Below are 20485 nucleotides of genomic sequence, written 5' to 3'. Positions count from 1 at the left end.
TGCCCGCCCACGCCGATGTTCGGCCGCTGGGACCGGTGCACCATCACCGCGGCGTTCCAGCGCATGTACGCCCGGTACCGGCGCTCGTATTCCTCATTGCCGGGGAACGGTGCTTCCTGGTCCACCGGGATGGTGTTCACATAGTCCGTGGTGGTGACCATCGGGACCCCGACGCTCTGGGCGCCGGCACGCTGCAGGAGACTGCGCATGATGTACTGGGCACGCTCGGTGCCCTGTTCCCTGATCAGCGTATCCAGGGACTCAATCCATTCGGCGGTCTCTTCCGGATCACGATCAGGCAGCTGGTTAGTCAACCCGCTGAGGATATGGGAGGTATCTTCTCCTGCAGCCACGTCCAACCTCTCTTTGCGCGCATGCATCGGCGCCCTCAGGTCCGGCAGGGTAACTGCCTGGCGTGAACGCGACGTGTGCGACGTATCGGTTACAACAGCCCGGTCATGTGCGCCGGGCAGGGTCCTATCACGTCTATGACCGTATAAATCCAGGGCGATCGCCCCGCCGGCATAGTCGTCACCAGCCACTCTAGCTGTGAGAGCTATCCGATGCGTAGCCGCTGCCTGACGGCCCCGTCGCATTTGACGTCATACTGGTTGTGTGACGGAAAGCCGCCTGTGCGGACGGACGCCAGCCCCTGGTGTGACGCAGAATAAGTGGGATCGCGGGGGCAACAGCTTGAAGAGCAGGCACAAAGGGTGTTGGCTTGTAGTAATGGAAATCACTAGATTTATGAAAATGACTAAGCATTGGAGGAACACGTGAGCGAGGCCGACGCCGCCACTTCGGTAAATGTGGCGGAAAAATTGGGTTTCAAAAACGGGGATCTGATTCAGGAGTTCGGTTACGACGACGACGTCGACTTCGACTTGCGTGACGATATTGAAGACCTCACGGGCTCGGAACTCCTTGATGAAGACGACCACGACGTAGTCGATGCCGTCATATTTTGGTGGCGCGACGGCGACGGGGACCTGGTGGACACGCTCATGGATTCCCTGACCACCCTGAGTGAGAACGGTGTGGTCTGGGTACTGACGCCAAAGTCGGGGAGGCCCGGTTACGTGTCCCCTGCAGAGATCCAGGAAGCTGCGCCCACAGCGGGGCTGCACCTCACGACATCGCCGGGTGTATCCAAGGACTGGAGCGCCACGCGCCTGGTCACCAGGAAGAACAAGTGACCCCACAGCCGGTACAGACCGCCGACGCGGTCAGCGTTGTTCCGGAAATCGGCGACATTGCGCCGGACTTTGAACTTGTCAATCAATACGGCGAGCCCGTCCGGCTGTCGGGACTTCGCGGGCGCAACGTCGTCGTCGTTTTTTATCCGTTTGCCTTTTCCGGAATCTGTACCGGCGAGCTCTGTGAAATCCGCGACAACCTGTCGGTGTTTGCCGATGTGAACGCGACGGTCCTTGCCGTTTCCGTGGACAGCAAGTTCGCGTTGCGCGCCTACGCCGAGAAGGAAGGCTACGGCTTTGATCTGCTGGCGGATTTCTGGCCGCACGGCGGAGCGGCCTCACTATACGGCGTGTTCGATCCCGACAGCGGGATGGCGAAGCGGGGAACGTTCATCATCGACGCGGACGGCATCATCCGTTACGTCGTGGTGAATCCTCGCGGCCAAGCCCGTGACCTGGCTGGATACCGTGCCGCCCTCGCGGAGCTCGGCGGGAGCTGACGGCATGGGGGAGCGGCGCCCCGGACTTGGCATGACTGGATTCGCCAGCCTGCCACCGGTGAGCGCCGCCCTTCCAGCCCCTGACCAGCTCGGAGTCCTTCGGCTCATCAGGGACGCATTGGCGGGAAGGCGCTTCGCACTCCTCACCGGGGCCGGCCTCAGCACGGATTCAGGCATCCCGGACTACCGGGGGCCCGGTGCCGCGCCCCGGGCACCCATGACCTATCAGGAGTTCATCGGCCACCCCGACAACCGGCAACGGTATTGGGCGCGCAACCACATCGGCTGGTCCCACCTGCGGCGGGCAGATCCGAATGACGGCCACGCTGCGGCAGCCAGGCTCGAGCAGCGCGGCCTGCTGACCGGCCTCATCACCCAAAACGTGGACCGGCTGCATGAGGACGCCGGCAGCGTGAACGTGGTGGACCTCCATGGCCGCTTCGACCGCGTGGCCTGCCTTGACTGCGGGCGGCGGTACAGCCGAACGCTACTGGCCGGGGTGCTGGAGGAACTGAACCCTGGCTTCCTCGAAAAGGCGCTGGCGGACGGCGTTGTGGAAATGGCGCCCGACGCCGATGCGACGGTGGAGGACTCGGCGCTCATCCGCAGTTTCGTCGTGGCACACTGCCCCGCATGCGGGGGCACCCTCAAGCCGGACTTTGTGTACTTCGGCGAGAATGTTCCGAGGGACCGGGTTGATCGCTCCTATGCGATGGTCGATGACGCCGCCGCCCTGGTTGTTGCCGGATCCTCACTGACGGTCATGAGCGGCCTCCGCTTCGTCCGGCATGCCGCCAGGCACGAGAAGCCGGTGGTCATAATCAACAGGGGAGCCACCCGGGGTGACGACCTGGCCACTATCAAGCTGGAAGCCGGTGTCAGCGAATCCCTCACCTGGCTTGCCCGCGAACTGCCGGACCTGTGATGTGCCACTCACTGCAGGCATAAGGCGAATGCCGATTGGCGTTCTGCAGGATTCATCCGGTACAGTTGCTGTTCGTTGGTTGAAGCGCTGAGGCGCCTAGGTCACGTTTTGGGTCTTTAGCTCAGCTGGTAGAGCGCCACGTTTACACCGTGGATGTCATCGGTTCGATCCCGGTAGGACCCACCAGCGAAACCCCGTCATTGCAGGCCGAAAGGCCAGCGAGGGCGGGGTTTCTTGTATTTGCGGCCAAGGCAAAACTGTCCGACCCTGTCCATAGTGTTGCGGCATGGAACATGTTGTGATGAGGATGGCCGCGGACGGCCGGCCGCTGTCCCTCGTCCGCGGTGGACGGGAATGGAACATCGGCGCAGAGCCGGTCCGCTGGTTTGAACGGGTTCGCTGGTGGGAGGCCGAGCGAAGGATGCCGAAGGGCCTCGGCCGGGTGGATATTGAGGTGTGGCGGGTCCAGGCACGGCTGGGCAGCAACGCCAACTCTGCCCTCACCACCATGGAACTAGTCCGCGATGGACTTGGCGGCGGCTGGCGGCTGAGGGAGGCCGTGGCTGACGCCGCCTGACTCCGGCAGGGCGATTCTGCCCGGGAATTGGAAAAGCCTTCCACCGCGGCTATTGGGGGATGCCGCGGTGGAAGGCTTGAAATGAATATACAGTGAATTTTTCGAAATGTGAAACAGTGCGGGCGGGGACACGCCACGTTTCGTGTCCGGGCCGCAGTCGGCGCAGGTCGCACTGGGAAGCGGGGGGCCGGCTGAAGGGAGCGGATCCCGCCTCCACACATTATGATGATTACTGTTCAGCTGATTGAACACACCTTTGACTTGAACGGCGCTTTAACGGACGCGCTTTACCTGAAGGAGAATCATGGCCGATTCCCAAGCTCCCCGCACCTCTGATGGACTGGGGAGTGCGTCCCCCGCGCCGGCCGTGACGCGTGCCGCCGCTGTTCTGGAGGCGCTGGCCGCTTCCGCGACGGGCCGGCTCACGCTGAGCGATCTTTCCCGGGAACTCGGCATCCCCAAGTCGTCAACGTCGAATCTTTTGTTGGCCCTTGAAGAGGCCCGTCTCATCAACCGCCAGGGAGCGGACTTCACCTTGGGGCGCAAACTTGTGGAGCTCGGCGCCGCCTACCTCAGCCGGCTGGATGAGGTTCAGGAGTTCTACCGCTTCTGCGAGCAGGCCCCCACCCTGTCCGGTGAAACCGTCCGCATCGCCATGCTGGACGGCGCCAATGTCATCTACCTTGCCCGTTACGAAGGGCACCCGGCTGTCCGGCTGACGTCCAATATCGGTGACAAGATGCCGGTGTCGCTGTGCGCGGTAGGCAAGGCACTCATCGCCCGCTTGCACGACCATGACATCGAAGCGATGTTCCCTGACGATCTGCAACTCCCGGTGCTCACTGCCAAGTCGCTACGCACCGGGGCGGACTTCAAGAAGCAGCTGCCTCTCATCCGGGAACAGGGGTATGCCTTCGAGGACGAGGAGTCCACCACCGGCGTTGTCTGCCTCGCGGTCTCGGTCCCGACGAGGGGTGCCCACGGTCCGAGCCTGGGGCTGTCCGTCACTGCCCTGAAGGCCACCTACTCCGCTGAGCAGGGGGCAATGATGGTGAAAGAACTGAGGGAGCTGGCCCGGTCCCTGGGTAACCCCATGGGCTAGCTGTGCAGCTTGCGCTGCCCTGACGGGGGCGCAAAAGGCGGGCACTGAGTCACGGAAAATAAATCGGATTTCATCATTGGCGATCCGTTCAATGTGCTGTACTCTGTTCAATATAGTGATCGACACCACCGGTGCCGCCGCTATCCCACCAGACCAACGGGGGTCTGGAGTGTTCTTAAGGGAGTGCTAGTGACAACTCGTACTAATTCACCGCTTGCCGATGTGGACGACGCCGTCGTCGAACCGGAACAACTGCGGAGGGCAACTCTTGCCAGCTCCGTAGGCTCCGCTCTGGAGTACTACGATTTCTACATTTACGGCCTGGCTTCGGCCCTCATTTTCGGGCCGCTCTTCTTCAAGCCGCTCGGTGAAGACGGCGCCCTGATCGCCTCGTTCGCCACGTATGGCGTTGGGTTCGCTGCCCGCCCCTTCGGTGGGGTCATCTTCGGCTACATCGGTGACCGGTTCGGACGCAAGATGGTCCTGATCCTGACGATCGGCCTGATGGGTACGGCGAGCTTCGCGATCGGCCTGCTGCCGACGTTCGAACAGGCGGGAATGCTGGGCGCGGTCCTCCTCGTCACGCTGCGCATCCTGCAGGGCCTCGGTGCCGGTGCCGAGCAGGCAGGCGCCACCACCTTGATCTCCGAAGTCGCGCCGCGCCGCCGTCGTGGATTCTTCGCTTCCCTGCCGTTTGTCGGCATCCAGCTGGGTACCCTGCTCGGTGCCGGCACGTTCGCCTTGATTGCCATGGCTGACAAGGCGGTCCTGGAAGGCTGGCTGTGGCGTGTGCCGTTCCTGGCCAGCATCCTCCTGATCGCCGTGGCGATCTTCATCCGGCTCCGGCTCAAGGAAACTCCGGTTTTCCAGGAGCTGGAGAAGCACAAGAATGTGGTCAAGAACCCCATCGGCCAGCTGTGGAAGCACTCGAAGAAAAATGTGCTGATTGGCATTGGCCTGCGCATGGGTGAGAACGGCAACTCGTCGATCTACTCGGCACTCCTGATCGCGTTCCTGGCAGCGAAGGATGGCGTCTTCCCGGGCGACAAGTTCATCGGTCCCGTGGGCCTGCTCATTGCCGCCGGCTTTGCCGCCGTCATGGTGGTCACCTTCGGGGCGCTTTCGGACCGGTTTGGCCGGGTGCCGGTCTACCGCTACGGTGCACTGTTCCAGGCTGTCATCGCCATCCCGGCGTTCTACCTTGTGACGCTGGGCAACGTGACCCTGGTCTGGGTGGTCATGGTGGTGGGTATCGCCATCGGCGTCCAGTCCATGCTCGGCCCGCAGTGCCCGCTCCTGCCGGAGCTGTTCGGTTCCCAGTACCGCTTCACCGGTGTTGCCATGAGCCGCGAACTCTCCGCCGTGATGGCCGGTGGGCTTGTTCCCCTCGTAGGCGCCTCGCTCCTGGCCGCAACGGATCACTCCTGGCTGGTGCTTGCCATCTACTCGCTGGTGCTCGCGCTGATCTCGTTCGCCACCACGTTCTTCACTCCGGAGACCGTCGGCCGTGACCTCGTCCTCACGGAGGACGCGAGCTAGCACCGCCCGCAGGACCGGCACCGCACTCCGACGCAAAGGCCGTGACTCCCTCCGCAAGGAGGGTGTCGCGGCCTTTGCTGCGCCGGCGCCCGTTCGGACCTTTGGTTCCTAGGCGGCGTTGCGTTCCAGCGCGTGGCCGATGATCCGCGCACCTTCGGGGAAGGCCCCGGGGTTGGACCCGGAGTAGTTGAGGCGGATGAACGCGCCTGCGGGTTCTGCCGGGAACCACTCCCGCCCGGCGGCGATGATCACTCCCGCGCTTTCGCAGTCGCGGGTCAGGCGTTCGAGGTCCGTGCCGTCGGGCAAGCGGGCCCAGAGGTTCAGGCCTCCCTTGGGGACCTGCTCGATGTGCGCCTGCGGGGCGTGCTCGCGCATGCTGGTCACCAAAAGGTCCCGGCGCGACTGGAGCTGGTGGCGCAGGCTGCGCAGGTGCGTCTGCCAGCCGGGCTGCGTCACGACGTCGAGCGCCGCGGCCTGGAGCAGGCCGCTGACATACATCGATTCGGCCGCCCGGTCTGCGAGGATGCGCTCACGTGCCGGGCCGCGGGCAATGACGGCGGCGATGCGGATGGCCGGGGACACGCTCTTGGTCAGGGAACGAAGGTACACCACGTGGCCGGAGTCGTCGCGGGAGGCGACCGGCACCGCATTGGTGGTGATGCCGAAGTCGTGCGCCCAGTCGTCCTCCACCAGGAACGCACCCTTGGCGCGCACCACATCCAGGACCTCTTCACCCCGCCCTGCGGCCCACTGTGCACCGGTGGGGTTCGCGTAGTTCGGTTGGGCGTAGAACAGGCGGGCGCCGGTTTCGTCAAAGGCCCGGGCCAGTTCCGCCGGGTCCGGACCGTCCGGTCCACTCGGCACCGGGACGACGCGGACCCCGGCCTGGGCTGCTGCCAGGATGGCGCCCCAGTAGGTTGGTGATTCCATCAGCAGCGGCTGTCCGCGGCCCGCGAGCGCGCTGAAAATTGAGCTGAGCCCGCTCTGGCTTCCGGGCAGTACGACGACGTCGCTCGGGTTCGGCGGTGTGGTTCCGGCCGGTGTCGAAGCGCCGAGTTCGTGCGCGAACCACGATTGCAGTTCCGGCAGGCCCGCTGCGGGCGGACGGGACAACGCTGCGTCGCCCCGGGCTGCCCGTGTGAGTGCTGCACGGACGAGGCGCTCGGGTAGGAGTTCCCGGTCCGGGTAGCCGGAATGGAAGGCTATGGCGTCGTTCGCCACGTCGCGCATGGTGGTGGAGGCTGACGGTAGCGGTGCCAGCGGTGACCGCAGGGCAGCCGTCTGCCAGCCATAGTCCGAGGGGCGTGCAGTCCGGACGGCCCGGACGAAGGTCCCGACGCCGGGGCGGCTCTCGATCAGGCCCTGCGCAGTGAGGGTCTGCAGTGCCTTTTGGACGGTCACGGGACTGGCCTGGTATTCAGCCACCAGCGACCGGGTTGGCGGCAGCCTCGATCCGGGTGCGGCTTTGGCGATCCATTCCCGTAGTCGCGTCGCAATTCGGGAACTGCTATCGTTGTTCATGAGACACAATAGTAGCGCTACTACCGTGGTTCGGCCAGTGGTACTGTCCCGGGTTCCTTCCGGACTGTGGTGGGGCCTCCTCGGAGTAGCGGCCTTCTCGTTCACGGTTCCCTTCACGAAAGTCGCCGTCGCGGGGCTTTCGCCGCTGTTCATCGGGTCCGGCCGCGCGGTGGTCGCCGCGGTCCTGGCCGTCATCGCCCTCGCCCTCGCGCGGCAGCGGCTTCCCCGCGGCGTCCAGTGGGCCCGGCTGGCGGTGGTGGCTGCCGGCGTCGTCATTGGTTTTCCCTTGCTGACCTCCTTCGCGCTCACCACCACGCCGGCCGGCCACGGCGCGGTGGTCATCGCGCTGCTCCCGGCCGCGACGGCGACGGCTGCAGTCCTCCGAGGGCGGGAGCGTCCGCCCGTAGCGTTCTGGCTGATCACCGGTGTGGGCGCGCTGGCGGCCATCGCTTTCGCCTCCATGCAGTCCGGCGGATTCGGACAGCTGCACTCGGCGGACCTGCTGCTCCTTGGTGCAGTGGTGGCAGCGGCCATCGGCTACGCCGAGGGCGGCATGCTTGCCCGGGAGCTCGGCCCCTGGCAGACCGTCTCCTGGGCGTTGGTGCTGGCATCGCCGCTAATGGTGTTCCTGACGATGCTTTCCATGGCCCAGCAACCGCCGTCAGCCACTGCCGTCCAGTGGGGGGCATTCGCGTACCTCGGCGTGGTGAGCATGTTCTTGGGCTTCTTCGCCTGGTACCGGGGCCTGGCCATCGGACCCATGGCCCAGGTCAGCCAGATCCAACTCGTCCAGCCGGTGCTGAGCATCTGCTGGGCCGGCCTCCTGCTGGGCGAGGCCCTGACCTTGTCCACCATTGTCGGCGGCCTCGCGGTCATACTCTGCGCAGGTGCCGCCGTCCGGGTCCGACTGAAGCCAATGGACAAGCCGGCGACCGCTCCGCACGCTGTCCAACACGACACAAGATCCCTCCAGCCTGCAAAGGATTAGCATCATGTACATTCCAACCCACTTCGCAGCCGGACCGGACGCGATCAGCCATCTCCTTTCCCGGCCGGCCGCAGCCAATCTGGTCACCATGACCCCGCAGGGCATGCTGGCAACGCTGCTGCCATTTGTTTTCGATCCGTCCATCGGCGAATATGGTGCCCTGCACACCCACGTTGCCCGGAACAATGCGCAGTGGTCCGAGCCGGTGATCGGAGAAGCACTTGCCATCGTCCAGGGCGCGGACGCCTACGTCTCGCCGTCCTGGTACGCCTCCAAGGCCGAGCACGGCCGCGTTGTGCCCACTTGGAACTACTCCACGGCGCATGTATACGGCAACTTGGTGATCCACGACGACCCGGACTGGCTCGCCGGCCAGGTCAGGCGGCTGACCGACACCAACGAAGCAGGCTTTGACCACCCGTGGAGCGTGGACGATGCACCGGAGCGCTACATTTCCGGGCAGCTGCGCGCCATCGTGGGCCTGGAACTGGTTATCACCAGGATCGAGGCGAAGACCAAGCTCAGCCAAAACCGCCCGGACGCCGACATCGACGGTGTGGTGGCCGGACTTGCTGCCCGGGGCCAAGCTGAGAGCGCCGCCGACGTCGAGCGGGCAAGGCGGCAATAATCCCGGCACCCACAAACAGGGCGGCCCCTCCGTTGCCGGAGGGGCGCCCTGTTTGTGGGTGCCGCGGGGTCCAGTGGACCCTGGATTATGGGCTTAGTAGAAGTGCACGGTGTCCACGAGGTGGGGGAGTTCCCCGCCGTCGAGGAATGTCCGCAGGTTACTGCTGAAGCGTTCGGCGATCAGCCGGTTCTCCGCCGCGCTCAGGGCCGAAGTGTGCGGGGACACCATGACCTTGGGGTGGTTCCAGAGCGGGCTGTCCTGCGGCAGGGGTTCGACGGCGAACACGTCGAGGCAGGCGTAGCCCACCTTGCCGTTGTCGAGCGCCTCCAGCAGGGCGTCTTCGTCCACCACTGTGCCGCGGCCCACGTTGACGAACACCGTTCCCGGCTTCATGGCGGCGAACACCTCACGGTTGAACAGCTTCTCGGTATACGGCGTGCCGGGCAGGGTATTCACAACGGCGTCAGCCGAGGCGAGCAGACCGGCCAGGCCGTCGTTGCCGGCAACCGTTTCAATGCCGTCGATCGGCTCAACGTTCCGTTTGGTGCCGCTCACCTTCATGCCGAGTGCCCGGGCGATGCGTGCTGTTTCCAGCCCGATTTCACCGAGGCCCGTCACTACCAGGGTGGAGCCGTTCACCAGGCGGGTCGGGGTGCGCAGTTCCGGCCAGACCTTGGCGGCCTGGTCCACGGCGAGCTCGGCGCTGCGCTTGAAGCCGTTGAGGATACCCAGTGCGGCGAATTCCGCCAGCGGCAGGGCGTGTACTCCGGCGGAGGTGGTGACTTTGAATTTCTGCAGGGTTTCCTGGTCCAGGCCGGATGCTTTGACAGCTCCGCCTGCGCCTGCGGCCATTGCGTGGATCCACTGGAGCCGGGGATTGCTGAGGGCGATGCGGGCAAGTCCGGCAGGATTCTCGTTGGGAAAGCCGTACAGGATGTCGGCCTTGTTCAGCATGTCCCAGTACTGCTCCTCCTGTTCCGGAGTGCGCCTGAAGTCCGGATCGCCGGAGTGGTCCGCGGGGAACCGTTCAGGCGGGAGGAGATCGGGCTCATAGAGGACGGTCACGGCGGGATCTACGGCGCGGATGCGCTCAACCAGCTCAGCTTCGAGCGGGACGGCGATTGCGACGGTGGTTTTGGTCGTCATAGTGTTCATCATACTGAATGGAGGCTAGGATATTGAACAGATTTCCCTCCATTAACCACGATGAAGTGAGGTGCCGCTGCTGATGGATACGCAGACAGACCACGATTTGAGCGAAATTTCGAGTGAAAAGAGGGCCGGTTTCGTTGGCCTGGGCCTGATGGGCGGCCATATGGCGGCCAACCTGCTGGAATCCGGATGGACCGTCACGGGCTGGAACAGGTCGGCTGCCGCTTTGGCGGAGTTCGAGGCCAGCGGCGGAAAACGCGCATCCGGCGTTGCGGCGCTTCGCGATGAACCGGTCATTGTCTTTATGCTCCCGGATCTGTCCTACATCGAGGAAGCCGCAGCCGGGCTGTTTGCCTGCTGGTCCCAAAACCCGCCCGGTGCAGGTACCGCCGTGGTGGTCATGAGCAGTGTTTCCCCGGCAGCCGTGCGGGACTTCGGGGCGCGGGTGTCCGCCGCGAGCGGTGGCAACGCCATCGTCGTTGATGCGCCGGTCAGCGGCGGCACCCAAGGCGCCAGCGACGGAACGCTGGCCATCATGGTCGGCGCGGAGGAAAGGGACTTCCAACGGCTCCTTCCGTTGTTCAACGCAATGGGCGGCACGGTAAGGCTGATGGGGCCCCTCGGGTCAGGTTCGCTGGCCAAGGCCTGCAACCAGCTGATCGTGGGAACCACGACGGCGGCTCTCGCGGAAGCCGCCGAGCTCGCCGAACGCTCCGGGATGGACGTCGGGGCACTCTATGAGGTGCTGTCCGGCGGGCTGGCGGGCAGCACGGTCCTCGACGTCGTCGGGCCGCGCCTCGCCGCCAAGGCCTACGAACCCACCGGCCCCGCAAAGTTCATGCACAAGGACCTTTCCTTCGTGCTGGAAAGCGCCGCGGCCGTGGACGCCGCCGTGCCCATGGCGACGGCCGGCGTCGAAATTTACGCCGAACTGAAGCGCCAGGGGCTCGGCGACCTCGATCTCGCCGCCGTCCGGCAAACCATTTCGAATCTCAGCAGGGACGCAAGTTTCAACCAGCGGTCACAAGCAGCAGTCAAGACCAATTGAGGAACAGGAAACAATGAGTGCACTTTTTGACCTGACAGGCCGGACCGCGCTGGTCACGGGCTCCAGCCGGGGAATCGGCAATGCCCTGGCGCGGGCCCTCGCGGATGCCGGCGCCACGGTGGTGCTTAACGGCATCAACCCCGAACGGCTGAAAGCCGCCGAAGCGGCGATGGCTGCCGACTACCCGCCGGGGCGGATCCACAGCTGCGCTTTCGACGTCACGAAGGACACCGAGGCCGCGCGCGGCGTCACCTGGGTGGAAGAAAACGTCGGGCCGCTGGAGATCCTGGTCAACAACGCTGGCATCCAGCACCGCGTCCCCATGCTGGACCTCGACGTGGCGGACTGGGAACGGGTCATCTCCACGGACCTGACCAGCGCGTTCCTGGTGGGCCGGGAAGCTGCGCGGCACATGATCCCGCGCGGACATGGCAAGATCATCAACATCTGCTCGGTGCAGACCGACCTCGCGCGGCCCACCATCGCCCCCTACATCGCGGCCAAGGGCGGACTCCGCAACCTCACCAGGGCCATGACCGCGGAATGGGCAGCGTCGGGCCTCCAGATCAACGGCATCGCCCCGGGCTACATCCACACCGAAATGACGCAGAACCTCGTGGATGATGAACAGTTCAATTCCTGGATCCTCGGCCGCACGCCGGCCCACCGGTGGGGGACGGTGCAGGACCTGGCCGGCCCCGCGGTCTGGCTGGCCTCGGACGGCTCCAACTTCGTGAACGGCCAGACCATCTTCATCGATGGCGGAATGACGGTGGTGGTCTGATGCCCGGCACCCACGAACTCCCCACGACCTCGGCAGCGGTAGTGGCCCATGCAGCCGGCGACCTCCGGATCGAGGACGTGCCGTTGGTTGCCCCTGCGGCGGACCAGGCGGTTGTGGAGATCGCCTACGGCGGTATCTGCGGCTCTGACCTGCACTACTGGCTGCACGGTGCCGCCGGTGAATCGATCCTGAAGGCTCCGCTGGTCCTGGGGCATGAAATTGTGGGCACCGTCCTGCAGGCGGCAGCAGACGGCACCGGACCCGCGGCCGGGACCGCCGTCGCCGTCCACCCGGCCACACCCGGCCCCGGCAGTGCGCGGTATCCCGAGGACCGGCCCAACCTGTCCCCAGGCTGCACTTACCTGGGGAGCGCCGCCCGCTTTCCGCACACCGACGGCGCCTTTAGCCGGTACGCCACACTGCCGGCCCGGATGCTCCGACCGCTGCCGGAAGGCCTCAGCCTCCGGACAGCGGCCCTGGCCGAGCCGGCTGCCGTTGCCTGGCATGCTGTGGCCCGCGCCGGTGACGTCAAAGGGAAGACGGCCCTGGTGATCGGCAGCGGACCCATCGGCGCCCTGGCCGTGGCCGTCCTCAAGCGTGCGGGTGCCCGGCGCATTGTGGCCGTGGACATGCACCCCAAACCGCTGGAGATCGCCCGGGCCGTCGGCGCCGACGAAGTCCTGAAAGGCGACGAGGCCGAGGCCATCGCCGCGGTGGAAGCGGATGTGGTCATCGAGTCATCCGGCAGCCACCACGGCCTTGCCTCCGCCATCAAAGGCGCCGTCCGCGGCGGCAAGGTGGTGATGGTCGGGCTCCTGCCTTCCGGGCCGCAGCCCGTGCTGATCTCCTTGGCCATCACGCGCGAGCTGGAGCTGCTGGGCTCCTTCCGCTTCAACGCTGAAATTGACGAGGTCATTGCGGCGCTCGCGGACGGCACGCTGTTCGTGGACCCCGTGGTCACTCATGAATTCCCGCTTGACCGCGGTCTTGAGGCCTTTGAAGTGGCCAGGAATTCGGCTGAATCCGGGAAAGTGCTCCTGGACTTCCGTCCGGCGCCGGGGGAGTAGGGCCCCGGGGAGTTGGGGCGCGGGGGGCTGCGCGTCGCCCGGCCGGCGGGCACTCAGCCCTGCGGCAGCGGTACGAAGACCCGGGGCTGGTCACGCCAGCTGGCCTCCATTTCGGTGATCGTCTCGCGCATGATCCGGCTGGAGGCCTCCCGGGCCCCGGCCGTGTCCCCTGCGGAGATGGCCTCCGCCACGTCCACATGCCACTGCAGCGCGGTCTCACGCGGGTGGTCCGGCATGAGGCCGTGGACGGTCCGGCCGGTCAGGGTTTCCGCGACCTGGCCCACGAGATTGGCGAACATTTCGTTGCCGGAACCGGTGAGGAGAAGGGAATGGAAGCGGATGTCCAGCTGCAGGAACTCCGCCACGTTGCCGGCCCGGCCGGCGTCGCGCATGGCCAGCGACACGTCCAGCAGTTCCTTCCGGAGATCCTGGGGGGCGTTTGCGGCAGCCAGTTCGGCGGCGACGGGTTCGACGGCGGAGCGCAGCTCCGCGAGCGACCTGAGCTGGGCGCCGCGGCCGTCGCCGGCCAGGCGCCAGCGGATGACCAACGGATCGAACGGGTTCCAGCGGCTCGCCGGAAGCACGCGGATTCCCACGCGCTTGATGGTTTCAACCAGGCCGAGGGACTGCAGCACCCGGACCGCTTCGCGCACCACGGAGCGGGAAACCTTCAGCTCATCTTCGAGGTGCTCAGCCAGCATCACATGCCCAGTGGGCAGGGTGCCGCTCACGATACGGGTTCCCAGATGTTCAATGGCACGATGATGGAGGCTGGTTGACATAGTCGTAAGCATAATCGGGCGGGCACTGCCGTCCGGTGCCGGCCGTCCGGTGGGCGCTCAATCCGTGGCGGGAGCCGGCACAAGCGGCCCGGCCGGACGCTGGCGGCATCATAGACTGTTTTATGACGCGCCGCCTTCCAAAACGTGGGCGCAACTTTCCCGTTGTCCGCGGAAATACATATGGTTTATTGACAGCCACTGGTTCTTAAAAGCGTGTTCCGCAGGAAGTGCGGAACAGAATGCACACGTTGCACAGAAATGAATTGGAGTTTTGATGTCAGCACACATCGGTGTCACCGGCCTTGCGGTGATGGGGGCCAACCTCGCCCGCAACCTGGCCCGTAACGGCTTCACCGTTGCCCTGCACAACAGGTCTGTTGAGAAGACTGACGCGCTGCTGGAAAAGCACGGACACGACGGCGACTTCGTGCGTACCGAAACCCTCCAGGAGCTTGTGAATTCCCTGGAAAAGCCCCGCCGCGTACTCATCATGGTCAAGGCCGGCAAGCCGGTCGACTCCGTGATCGAGCAGCTTGAGCCCCTTCTGGAGGCCGGCGACATCATCATCGACGCCGGCAACTCGCACTACGAGGACACCCGCCGCCGCGAAGCGGCCCTCGCCAAGAAGGACCTTCACTTCGTGGGCATTGGTGTGTCCGGCGGTGAGGAAGGCGCCCTGAACGGCCCGTCCATCATGCCCGGCGGATCCAAGGAGTCCTACGACGCCCTCGGGCCGCTGCTGGAAAAGATCGCCGCTAACGTTGACGGCCAGCCCTGCTGCGCCTGGATCGGCACCGACGGCGCCGGCCACTTCGTCAAGATGGTCCACAACGGCATCGAATACGCCGACATGCAGGTCATCGGCGAGGCCTTCGACCTGCTGCGCTCCGGTGCCGGCATCGAACCGGCCGAGCAGTCCAAGATCTTCGCCGAGTGGAACAAGGGCGAGCTCGCCTCGTTCCTGATCGAAATCTCCGCGGAGGTCCTCGGCCACGTGGACACCCGCACGGGCAAGCCGTTCGTCGACGTCGTCGTGGACGCAGCAGGCCAGAAGGGCACCGGACGCTGGACGGTCATCTCCGCACTCGAGCTGGGATCCCCGACGTCGGGCATCGCCGAATCCGTCTTCGCACGTGCGCTCTCGTCCCAGGCCGAACAGCGCAAGCTGGCCCAGGAACTGCTCGCCGGCGAGGAAATCGCCGTCGAGGTCCCGGAAACCTTCGTCGAGGACGTCCGCCAGGCGCTGTACGCCTCCAAGCTGGTTTCCTACGCCCAGGGCCTGGACATGCTGACCTCGGCCGCCAAGGAATACGGCTGGGACCTGAAGCTGGACGAGATCGCCTCGCTGTGGCGCGGCGGCTGCATCATCCGTGCGGAACTGCTGAAGGAGATCACCAAGGCCTACGCAGCGGAGGAAAAGCCGGCCAACCTGTTGTTCGCTCCGGCCTTCACCAAGGCCATCGCCGAGGTCCTCCCGGCCTGGCGCCGCGTTGTTGCAACGGCAGTGCAGCTGGGTATCCCCGTCCCGGTGTTCTCCTCCTCGCTGGCGTACTACGACGGCCTGCGCCGCAAGCGCCTGCCGGCCGCCGTGATCCAGGGACAGCGCGACCTCTTCGGTGCGCACACCTACGGCCGTGTTGACGCAGAGGGCACGTTCCACACCCTCTGGGGCGAGGACAAGTCCGAAATCGAGGCAGTGGACACCCACTAGCTTCTACGCCCCACCGGTTCTCACATCAACGGTGACATCAACGGCCGTCGCTTCCCGGATACTCTGGGAGGCGGCGGCCGTTGGCGTTAACAGGTCCGCGTTTCCGATGCCTGCCGTTACCAAGGAGTGCTGCACATGTCCCAGCCTGTCGCGTTTGTCACCGGTGCATCCACCGGCATCGGGTTCGAGGCTGCCAAAAAGCTCAGCGAGAACGGATTCACCGTGTACGCCGGGGCCCGTCGGGTCGCGAAGATGGAGCCGTTGAAGGCATTCGGCGTGGAGGTGCTGAGCCTGGACGTCACGGATGAGGCATCCATGGCGGCAGCCGTGGCTACAATCCTCGAAGCCCACGGCAGGATCGATGTGCTCGTCAACAACGCCGGCTACGGGTCCTACGGTTCCTTGGAAGAGGTGGACCCGGCGGAAGGCCGCCGGCAGTTCGACGTCAATGTCTTCGGACTCGCGCGCATGACCCAATTGGTGCTCCCTGCCATGCGCGCAGCGGCGCAGGGGAGGATCATCAACATGTCCTCCATCGGCGGCAAGATGTACGAGCCACTGGGTGCTTGGTACCACGCCACGAAGTTCGCCGTCGAAGGGCTCAGCGACTCCCTGCGCCTGGAACTCAAGCCCCACGGCATCAAGGTGTCAATCATCGAACCGGCGGGCACCCAGACGGAATGGGGCGGCATCTCAGGCGAGAGCCTGCTGGCAACTTCCGGGCACGGCCCCTACCAGGACCAGGCGAAAATTGTCGCCGCGGCGTTGGCCTCCACCGAGGGCTCCGGCATGTCAACGCACCCGGAAGTCATAGCCGAGGCCATCGTCCACGCCGCAACGGCCGCCCGCCCCAAGACCCGTTATCCGGTAGGCAAGGGCGCCCGCGCCATCGTGACACTGCGGCGACTCCTGCCGGACCGTGTGTTCGACGCGGTCTTCTGGGCCATCTACCAGCGGTTGGGCCGCTAGATCCGGTACTCGATGTAGTACTCAGCCGGGTCCACGGCAGGTTTGGTTTCGCGCTGGGCGTCCCGGTGGCGCCACGTTGCCGGAATTCCGGTGATGATGGATTCCGGCGGCGCGTCCTTGACCACTACGGCGTTGGCACCCACGGCGCTGTCGCGCCCGATGGTGATGGGGCCCAGGACCTTGGCGCCGGCGCCGATGGTCACCCGGTCCCCGATAGTGGGGTGCCGCTTGACCTTCGCTAGGGACCGTCCACCAAGCGTTACGCCGTGGTAGATCATGACGTCCTCACCGATTTCCGCCGTTTCACCGATAACCACACCCATGCCGTGGTCGATGAAGAAGCGCTTGCCGATGGTCGCGCCCGGATGAATCTCAATGCCGGTCAGGAACCGCGCCAGCTGCGAAATCAGGCGTGCCGGGAAACGGAGCGAGGGATTCTGCCAGAGCTTGTGGGTGAGGCGGTGCGCCCAGATGGCATGGAGGCCGGAGTAGGCAAAAAAGTTCTCAAAAGAACCTCGAGCCGCCGGGTCATGCGACCGGGCGGCGTCGAGGTCTTCCTTAAGTCTTGCGAAAAAGCTCACAAAGACCTTTCTACAGGAAACAGGGAATGGCGGGCTAAGACTTAGCCTCGGATGTCGTCATAGAGCACGGTGGAGATGTAACGCTCACCGAAGTCGCAGACAACCGCGACGATCAGCTTGCCGGCGTTCTCCGGGCGCTTGGCGAGCTCCAGGGCTCCCCAGACAATCGCGCCGGAGGAGATGCCGCCCAGGATGCCTTCCTTGACTCCCAGGTCGCGGGCCACGCGGACCGAATCCTCCAGGGTGGCGTCAAGGACTTCGTCGTAGACGTTGGTGTCCAGGATCTCGGGAATGAAGTTGGCGCCGATGCCCTGGATCTTGTGCGGGCCGGGGGCGCCGCCGTTCAGGATTGCGGAGTCCTTCGGTTCGATGGCGACAATCTGGACGTCCGGGTTGCGTTCCTTCAGGACCTGGCCCACGCCGGTCACGGTGCCGCCGGTGCCAATACCGGCGACGAAGATGTCCACCTTGCCGTCAGTGTCGGACCAGATTTCCTCGGCGGTGGTGGTGCGGTGGATTTCCGGGTTGGCTTCGTTGGCGAACTGCTGGGCCCAGATGGAGTTCTCCGTGTTGGCCACGATCTCCTGGGCCTTTTCGACGGCGCCGCGCATGCCTTCGGAACCAGGGGTCAGCACGATCTCCGCACCGAAAGCACGGAGCATGACACGGCGTTCCGTCGACATGGTCTCGGGCATGGTCAGGATGACCTTGTAGCCGCGTGCGGCACCCACCATGGCCAGGGCGATGCCCGTGTTGCCGGAGGTTCCTTCGACGATGGTTCCGCCGGGCTTGAGGGCGCCGGACTTCTCCGCGGCGTCAACAATGGCGACGCCGATACGGTCCTTGACGCTGTTGGCCGGGTTGTAGAACTCAAGCTTGACGGCCACCTGGGCGTCCAGGCCCTCGGTCAGGCGGTTGAGCCTGACCAGCGGAGTGCCGCCGACAAGCTGGGTGACGTCGTCGTAGATCCGTGCCATGTATTTGTGCCTATCTCTGAAGAGTTCTCTGAACAGCGAATACTGAGGTCAGCCTAACGAGGGCGGCCGGAACGCTGCTAAGCATTAAGCCATGCAGAGTAATATTTCCGGGCCTTGGCCAGCTTCGGGTTGATGATCACTTGGCAATAGCCCTGTTCCGGATGTTTGGCGTAGTAGTCCTGGTGAAAATCCTCGGCCACATGGAACACGGGCAGCCTGCTGACCTCCGTGACGATCGGATGTGCCCACAGTTCCTGGTTCCGTTCGATCGCCTCCTCGAAGAGGATCTTTTCCTCGGTGGTCTCGTAGAACATGGACGAGCGGTACTGCGTGCCGACGTCGTACCCCTGGCGGTTGAGCGTGGTGGGATCGTGGAGGGCGAAGAACATGTCCAGGATGATTTCGGCAGGGATCACGTCCTCATCGAAACTCACCGCAACAACTTCGGCATGGCCCGTGGTGCCTGAGCAGACCGAGTAATAGTCCGGATGGCGGTCATGGCCCCCGGTGTAGCCCGAAATGACCGACGTGACACCTTTGGTTTTTTGGTAGACGGCGTCAAGGCACCAGAAACAGCCTCCGCCAAGCACAAAAGTTTTCATGTCCTCTTCAATGGTTGAAGCGCGCTGATGATTCCCCCACCACCTTACGAGACTGTTACACGTGCAGGCGAAGCCGGCGGATAGGGTAAAAATGAGGGTATGGAACCTGTGAACACCGACGTTGCAGACGACGCGCCTACCACTGCCGGTCACGCCGGTGCGGAGTCCACTGAGGCGGCCGAAGCCTCCGACGCCCCCACGCTCGGCGAGATCCTGCTGGCGGTCGAAGAGCTCTGGCCGGAGTCGCTCGCCGAGGAATGGGACGAGGTGGGCCTGGTGGCCGGCCATCCGTCAGCCGAGGTCAGCAGGATCATGTTCGCGGTCGATCCCACCCTTGACGTCATCGAGGAAGCCATTGAATGGGGTGCTGAACTGCTGATCACGCACCACCCGCTGCTTCTCAAGGGAGTCACGTCAGTGGCGGCGACGACGGCAAAAGGCAAAGCGGTCCACCGCCTCATCGAATCCGGGACCGGGCTCCTGACCGTCCACACCAACGGTGACTCCGCCGTCGGCGGCGTCTCGGACGTCCTCGCGGACGCCCTTGGCCTCCACGACGTGGTTCCCCTCACCCCCGCCGCGAACGGCCTGCCCGAAGAAGGAATCGGCCGGGTAGGGGACCTTGAGGACGTTATGACCCTGGGAGACTTCGCAGCGCGCGTCTACGGCATCCTGCCGTCGGTGGCGGGAGGGGTCCGGGTGTCCGGGGACAAGGACGGGCTGGTCCGGCGCGTCGCCGTCTGCGGCGGCGCGGGAGACTCGCTGTTCAACGAGGTCCGGGCAAGCAACGCCGACATCTTCGTGACGGCGGACCTTCGCCACCACCCGGCGTCCGAGGCCCGTGAGAATGCCGTGAACGACAGGCCGTACCTCATCGACGTTTCGCACTTCGCCAGCGAATGGCTGTGGTTGCCCGCTGCGGCCGACGCGCTGGGAAATGTCCTGACCGACCAGGGCCACGACGTTGACATCCGCGTCAGCACCACCAACAGCGATCCGTGGGACTTCATTCTCACTCCGGGCGGGGACTAGAGTCTAAACTGCGCCGATCCGGTGCCCGGTTACGGCCGGTAGGAACAAGCGGAGGTAATAGTGGCCAAGGCAGCACCGGCGGAACAGTTGAAATTGCTCGAACTGCAGGGACTCGACGCGAGGCTCAAGTCCCTGGCCAACCGCCGCCGGACCATCGAGGGCGATCCCCGCATCAGCGACCTTGAAGCTGCGCTGTCCGTGGCCAACGGTGAGCTCGGAGCCGCCAAGATGGCTGTTCACGACGCGGAAGCCGAACTCAAGCGCTCGGAAGCGGACGTCGAGCAGGTGGCTTCCCGGATCGAACGGGACGAAGCACGGCTGAACAGCGGCACCGGCCTGTCCAAGGACCTCGTGGCGCTACAGAACGACATTGCCTCGCTCAACAAACGCCGTTCAGTCCTCGAGGACGTTGAACTGGAAGTCATGGAGCGCCTCGAAGGACTCCGGGAACGCCAGGCAGCCCAGCAGAAGATTGTGGACGACGTCCAGGGCTCCTTCGGCGTGATCCGCGCCGAGCTGGACGCGGCCCTGGCCGAGATCGCCGGCGAGGCGGCTGAGGTCGGTGCCCAGCGCAAGGAGTTCGCCGCGGGCCTTGACGAGGGCATGCTTGCCGTCTACGAAAAGACCCTTGCCAAGCGCGGAGTGGGCGCGGCCAGGCTGTTCCACGGAAAGTCCGAAGGCTCGGGAATGCAGCTTAGCCCCGGCGATCTTGCCGAGATCAAGGCAGCGGCCGAGGACGACATCGTATTTTGCCCGGACTCCGGCTGCATCCTGGTCCGCTCGGCGGAGTGGGCCTAGCCACCC

The 20485-nt window shown here is 65.0% G+C and carries 21 protein-coding genes, 1 tRNA gene and 1 pseudogene; 16 read left to right on the top strand and 7 right to left on the bottom strand.

Annotated elements, in window-relative coordinates; all coding sequences use genetic code 11:
• Positions 1-380, bottom strand: a pseudogene (locus J2S97_RS06750) (pyruvate dehydrogenase (acetyl-transferring), homodimeric type); the annotation flags it as partial.
• A 396-nt stretch (positions 381-776) separates the two neighbouring features.
• Between J2S97_RS06750 and J2S97_RS06745 the strand changes: the two are divergent.
• The 7 genes from J2S97_RS06745 (at position 777) to J2S97_RS06715 (ending at position 5839) form a co-directional block, all read left to right on the top strand.
• On the top strand, positions 777-1196 hold the full coding sequence (locus J2S97_RS06745) for a DUF3052 domain-containing protein (RefSeq protein WP_214956791.1): 420 nt from the start codon (positions 777-779) through the stop codon (positions 1194-1196).
• Positions 1193-1696 carry a peroxiredoxin gene (locus J2S97_RS06740; protein WP_307047726.1) on the top strand — a complete coding sequence of 168 codons (504 nt, stop codon included), beginning with the start codon at positions 1193-1195 and terminating at the stop codon, positions 1694-1696. Before J2S97_RS06745 ends, J2S97_RS06740 begins: the two co-directional genes overlap by 4 nt.
• A gap of 4 nt (positions 1697-1700) precedes the next feature.
• Positions 1701-2621, top strand: coding sequence for an NAD-dependent protein deacetylase (locus tag J2S97_RS06735; protein WP_307047724.1), 921 nt, complete (start codon positions 1701-1703; stop codon positions 2619-2621).
• Between the two features lie 110 nt (positions 2622-2731).
• Positions 2732-2807 (top strand) — tRNA-Val (locus J2S97_RS06730).
• A gap of 100 nt (positions 2808-2907) precedes the next feature.
• Positions 2908-3198, top strand: a complete 291-nt coding sequence (locus tag J2S97_RS06725; RefSeq protein WP_307047722.1) for a hypothetical protein — start codon at positions 2908-2910, stop codon at positions 3196-3198.
• A 304-nt stretch (positions 3199-3502) separates the two neighbouring features.
• Positions 3503-4300, top strand: coding sequence for an IclR family transcriptional regulator (locus J2S97_RS06720; protein ID WP_307047720.1), 798 nt, complete (start codon positions 3503-3505; stop codon positions 4298-4300).
• A gap of 183 nt (positions 4301-4483) precedes the next feature.
• Complete coding sequence (locus J2S97_RS06715; protein WP_373460504.1) at positions 4484-5839, top strand: MFS transporter; 1356 nt, start codon at positions 4484-4486, stop codon at positions 5837-5839.
• Between the two features lie 108 nt (positions 5840-5947).
• Here J2S97_RS06715 and J2S97_RS06710 read toward each other — a convergent pair whose 3' ends face one another.
• Positions 5948-7360, bottom strand: a complete 1413-nt coding sequence (locus J2S97_RS06710) for an aminotransferase-like domain-containing protein (protein ID WP_307047716.1) — start codon at positions 7358-7360, stop codon at positions 5948-5950.
• Between J2S97_RS06710 and J2S97_RS06705 the strand changes: the two genes are divergently transcribed.
• Positions 7359-8348 (top strand): DMT family transporter, encoded by a 990-nt coding sequence (locus tag J2S97_RS06705; RefSeq protein WP_307047714.1) that lies wholly within the window; start codon positions 7359-7361, stop codon positions 8346-8348. The genes J2S97_RS06710 and J2S97_RS06705 overlap by 2 nt on opposite strands.
• A gap of 4 nt (positions 8349-8352) precedes the next feature.
• Positions 8353-8976, top strand: coding sequence for an FMN-binding negative transcriptional regulator (locus J2S97_RS06700; RefSeq protein WP_307047712.1), 624 nt, complete (start codon positions 8353-8355; stop codon positions 8974-8976).
• Between the two features lie 93 nt (positions 8977-9069).
• On the opposite strand, the gene J2S97_RS06695 is transcribed toward J2S97_RS06700, so the two are convergent.
• Positions 9070-10134: a D-2-hydroxyacid dehydrogenase gene (locus J2S97_RS06695; RefSeq protein ID WP_307047710.1), complete on the bottom strand. Its 1065-nt coding sequence runs from the start codon at positions 10132-10134 to the stop codon at positions 9070-9072.
• Between the two features lie 70 nt (positions 10135-10204).
• Here J2S97_RS06695 and J2S97_RS06690 point away from each other — a divergent pair, with 70 nt between their 5' ends.
• The 3 genes from J2S97_RS06690 to J2S97_RS06680 are packed head-to-tail and all read left to right on the top strand — an operon-like array spanning position 10205 to position 13027.
• Positions 10205-11176: an NAD(P)-dependent oxidoreductase gene (locus J2S97_RS06690; RefSeq protein ID WP_307047708.1), complete on the top strand. Its 972-nt coding sequence runs from the start codon at positions 10205-10207 to the stop codon at positions 11174-11176.
• A gap of 13 nt (positions 11177-11189) precedes the next feature.
• Entirely contained in the window at positions 11190-11960 is a 771-nt protein-coding gene (locus J2S97_RS06685; RefSeq protein WP_307047706.1) for an SDR family oxidoreductase, read from the top strand.
• Entirely contained in the window at positions 11960-13027 is a 1068-nt protein-coding gene (locus tag J2S97_RS06680) for an L-idonate 5-dehydrogenase (RefSeq protein WP_307047705.1), read from the top strand. The genes J2S97_RS06685 and J2S97_RS06680 overlap by 1 nt, the downstream gene beginning before the upstream one ends.
• 53 nt (positions 13028-13080) lie before the next feature.
• Here the strand turns inward: J2S97_RS06680 and J2S97_RS06675 are convergent, their stop codons facing one another.
• Positions 13081-13809, bottom strand: a complete 729-nt coding sequence (locus J2S97_RS06675) for a FadR/GntR family transcriptional regulator (protein WP_307047703.1) — start codon at positions 13807-13809, stop codon at positions 13081-13083.
• A gap of 274 nt (positions 13810-14083) precedes the next feature.
• Here J2S97_RS06675 and gndA point away from each other — a divergent pair, with 274 nt between their 5' ends.
• Together gndA and J2S97_RS06665 are read left to right on the top strand one after the other, a co-directional pair.
• Positions 14084-15520 (top strand): NADP-dependent phosphogluconate dehydrogenase, encoded by a 1437-nt coding sequence (gene gndA, locus J2S97_RS06670; RefSeq protein WP_307047701.1) that lies wholly within the window; start codon positions 14084-14086, stop codon positions 15518-15520.
• Positions 15521-15655: 135 nt separating this feature from the next.
• On the top strand, positions 15656-16489 hold the full coding sequence (locus J2S97_RS06665; RefSeq protein WP_307047699.1) for an oxidoreductase: 834 nt from the start codon (positions 15656-15658) through the stop codon (positions 16487-16489).
• Here J2S97_RS06665 and epsC read toward each other — a convergent pair.
• The 3 genes from epsC to msrA form a co-directional block, all read right to left on the bottom strand.
• Positions 16486-17070, bottom strand: a complete 585-nt coding sequence (gene epsC / locus J2S97_RS06660; protein ID WP_307047697.1) for a serine O-acetyltransferase EpsC — start codon at positions 17068-17070, stop codon at positions 16486-16488. The genes J2S97_RS06665 and epsC overlap by 4 nt on opposite strands.
• Before the next feature lie 41 nt (positions 17071-17111).
• Positions 17112-18047 (bottom strand): cysteine synthase A, encoded by a 936-nt coding sequence (gene cysK / locus J2S97_RS06655; RefSeq protein WP_307047695.1) that lies wholly within the window; start codon positions 18045-18047, stop codon positions 17112-17114.
• A gap of 77 nt (positions 18048-18124) precedes the next feature.
• Positions 18125-18649, bottom strand: a complete 525-nt coding sequence (gene msrA, locus J2S97_RS06650) for a peptide-methionine (S)-S-oxide reductase MsrA (RefSeq protein ID WP_307047693.1) — start codon at positions 18647-18649, stop codon at positions 18125-18127.
• 99 nt (positions 18650-18748) lie between these two features.
• Here msrA and J2S97_RS06645 point away from each other — a divergent pair, with 99 nt between their 5' ends.
• Together J2S97_RS06645 and J2S97_RS06640 are read left to right on the top strand one after the other, a co-directional pair.
• Positions 18749-19681 (top strand): Nif3-like dinuclear metal center hexameric protein, encoded by a 933-nt coding sequence (locus J2S97_RS06645; RefSeq protein ID WP_307047691.1) that lies wholly within the window; start codon positions 18749-18751, stop codon positions 19679-19681.
• A gap of 60 nt (positions 19682-19741) precedes the next feature.
• A complete protein-coding gene (locus J2S97_RS06640; protein ID WP_307047689.1) occupies positions 19742-20479 on the top strand; it encodes a zinc ribbon domain-containing protein in 738 nt (245 codons plus the stop codon).
• Positions 20480-20485 lie beyond the last annotated feature (6 nt).

It is taken from the genome of Arthrobacter oryzae (genome assembly GCF_030812315.1).
Lineage (GTDB): Bacteria > Actinomycetota > Actinomycetes > Actinomycetales > Micrococcaceae > Arthrobacter > Arthrobacter oryzae_B.
This window is presented reverse-complemented; position numbering and strand designations above follow the sequence as displayed.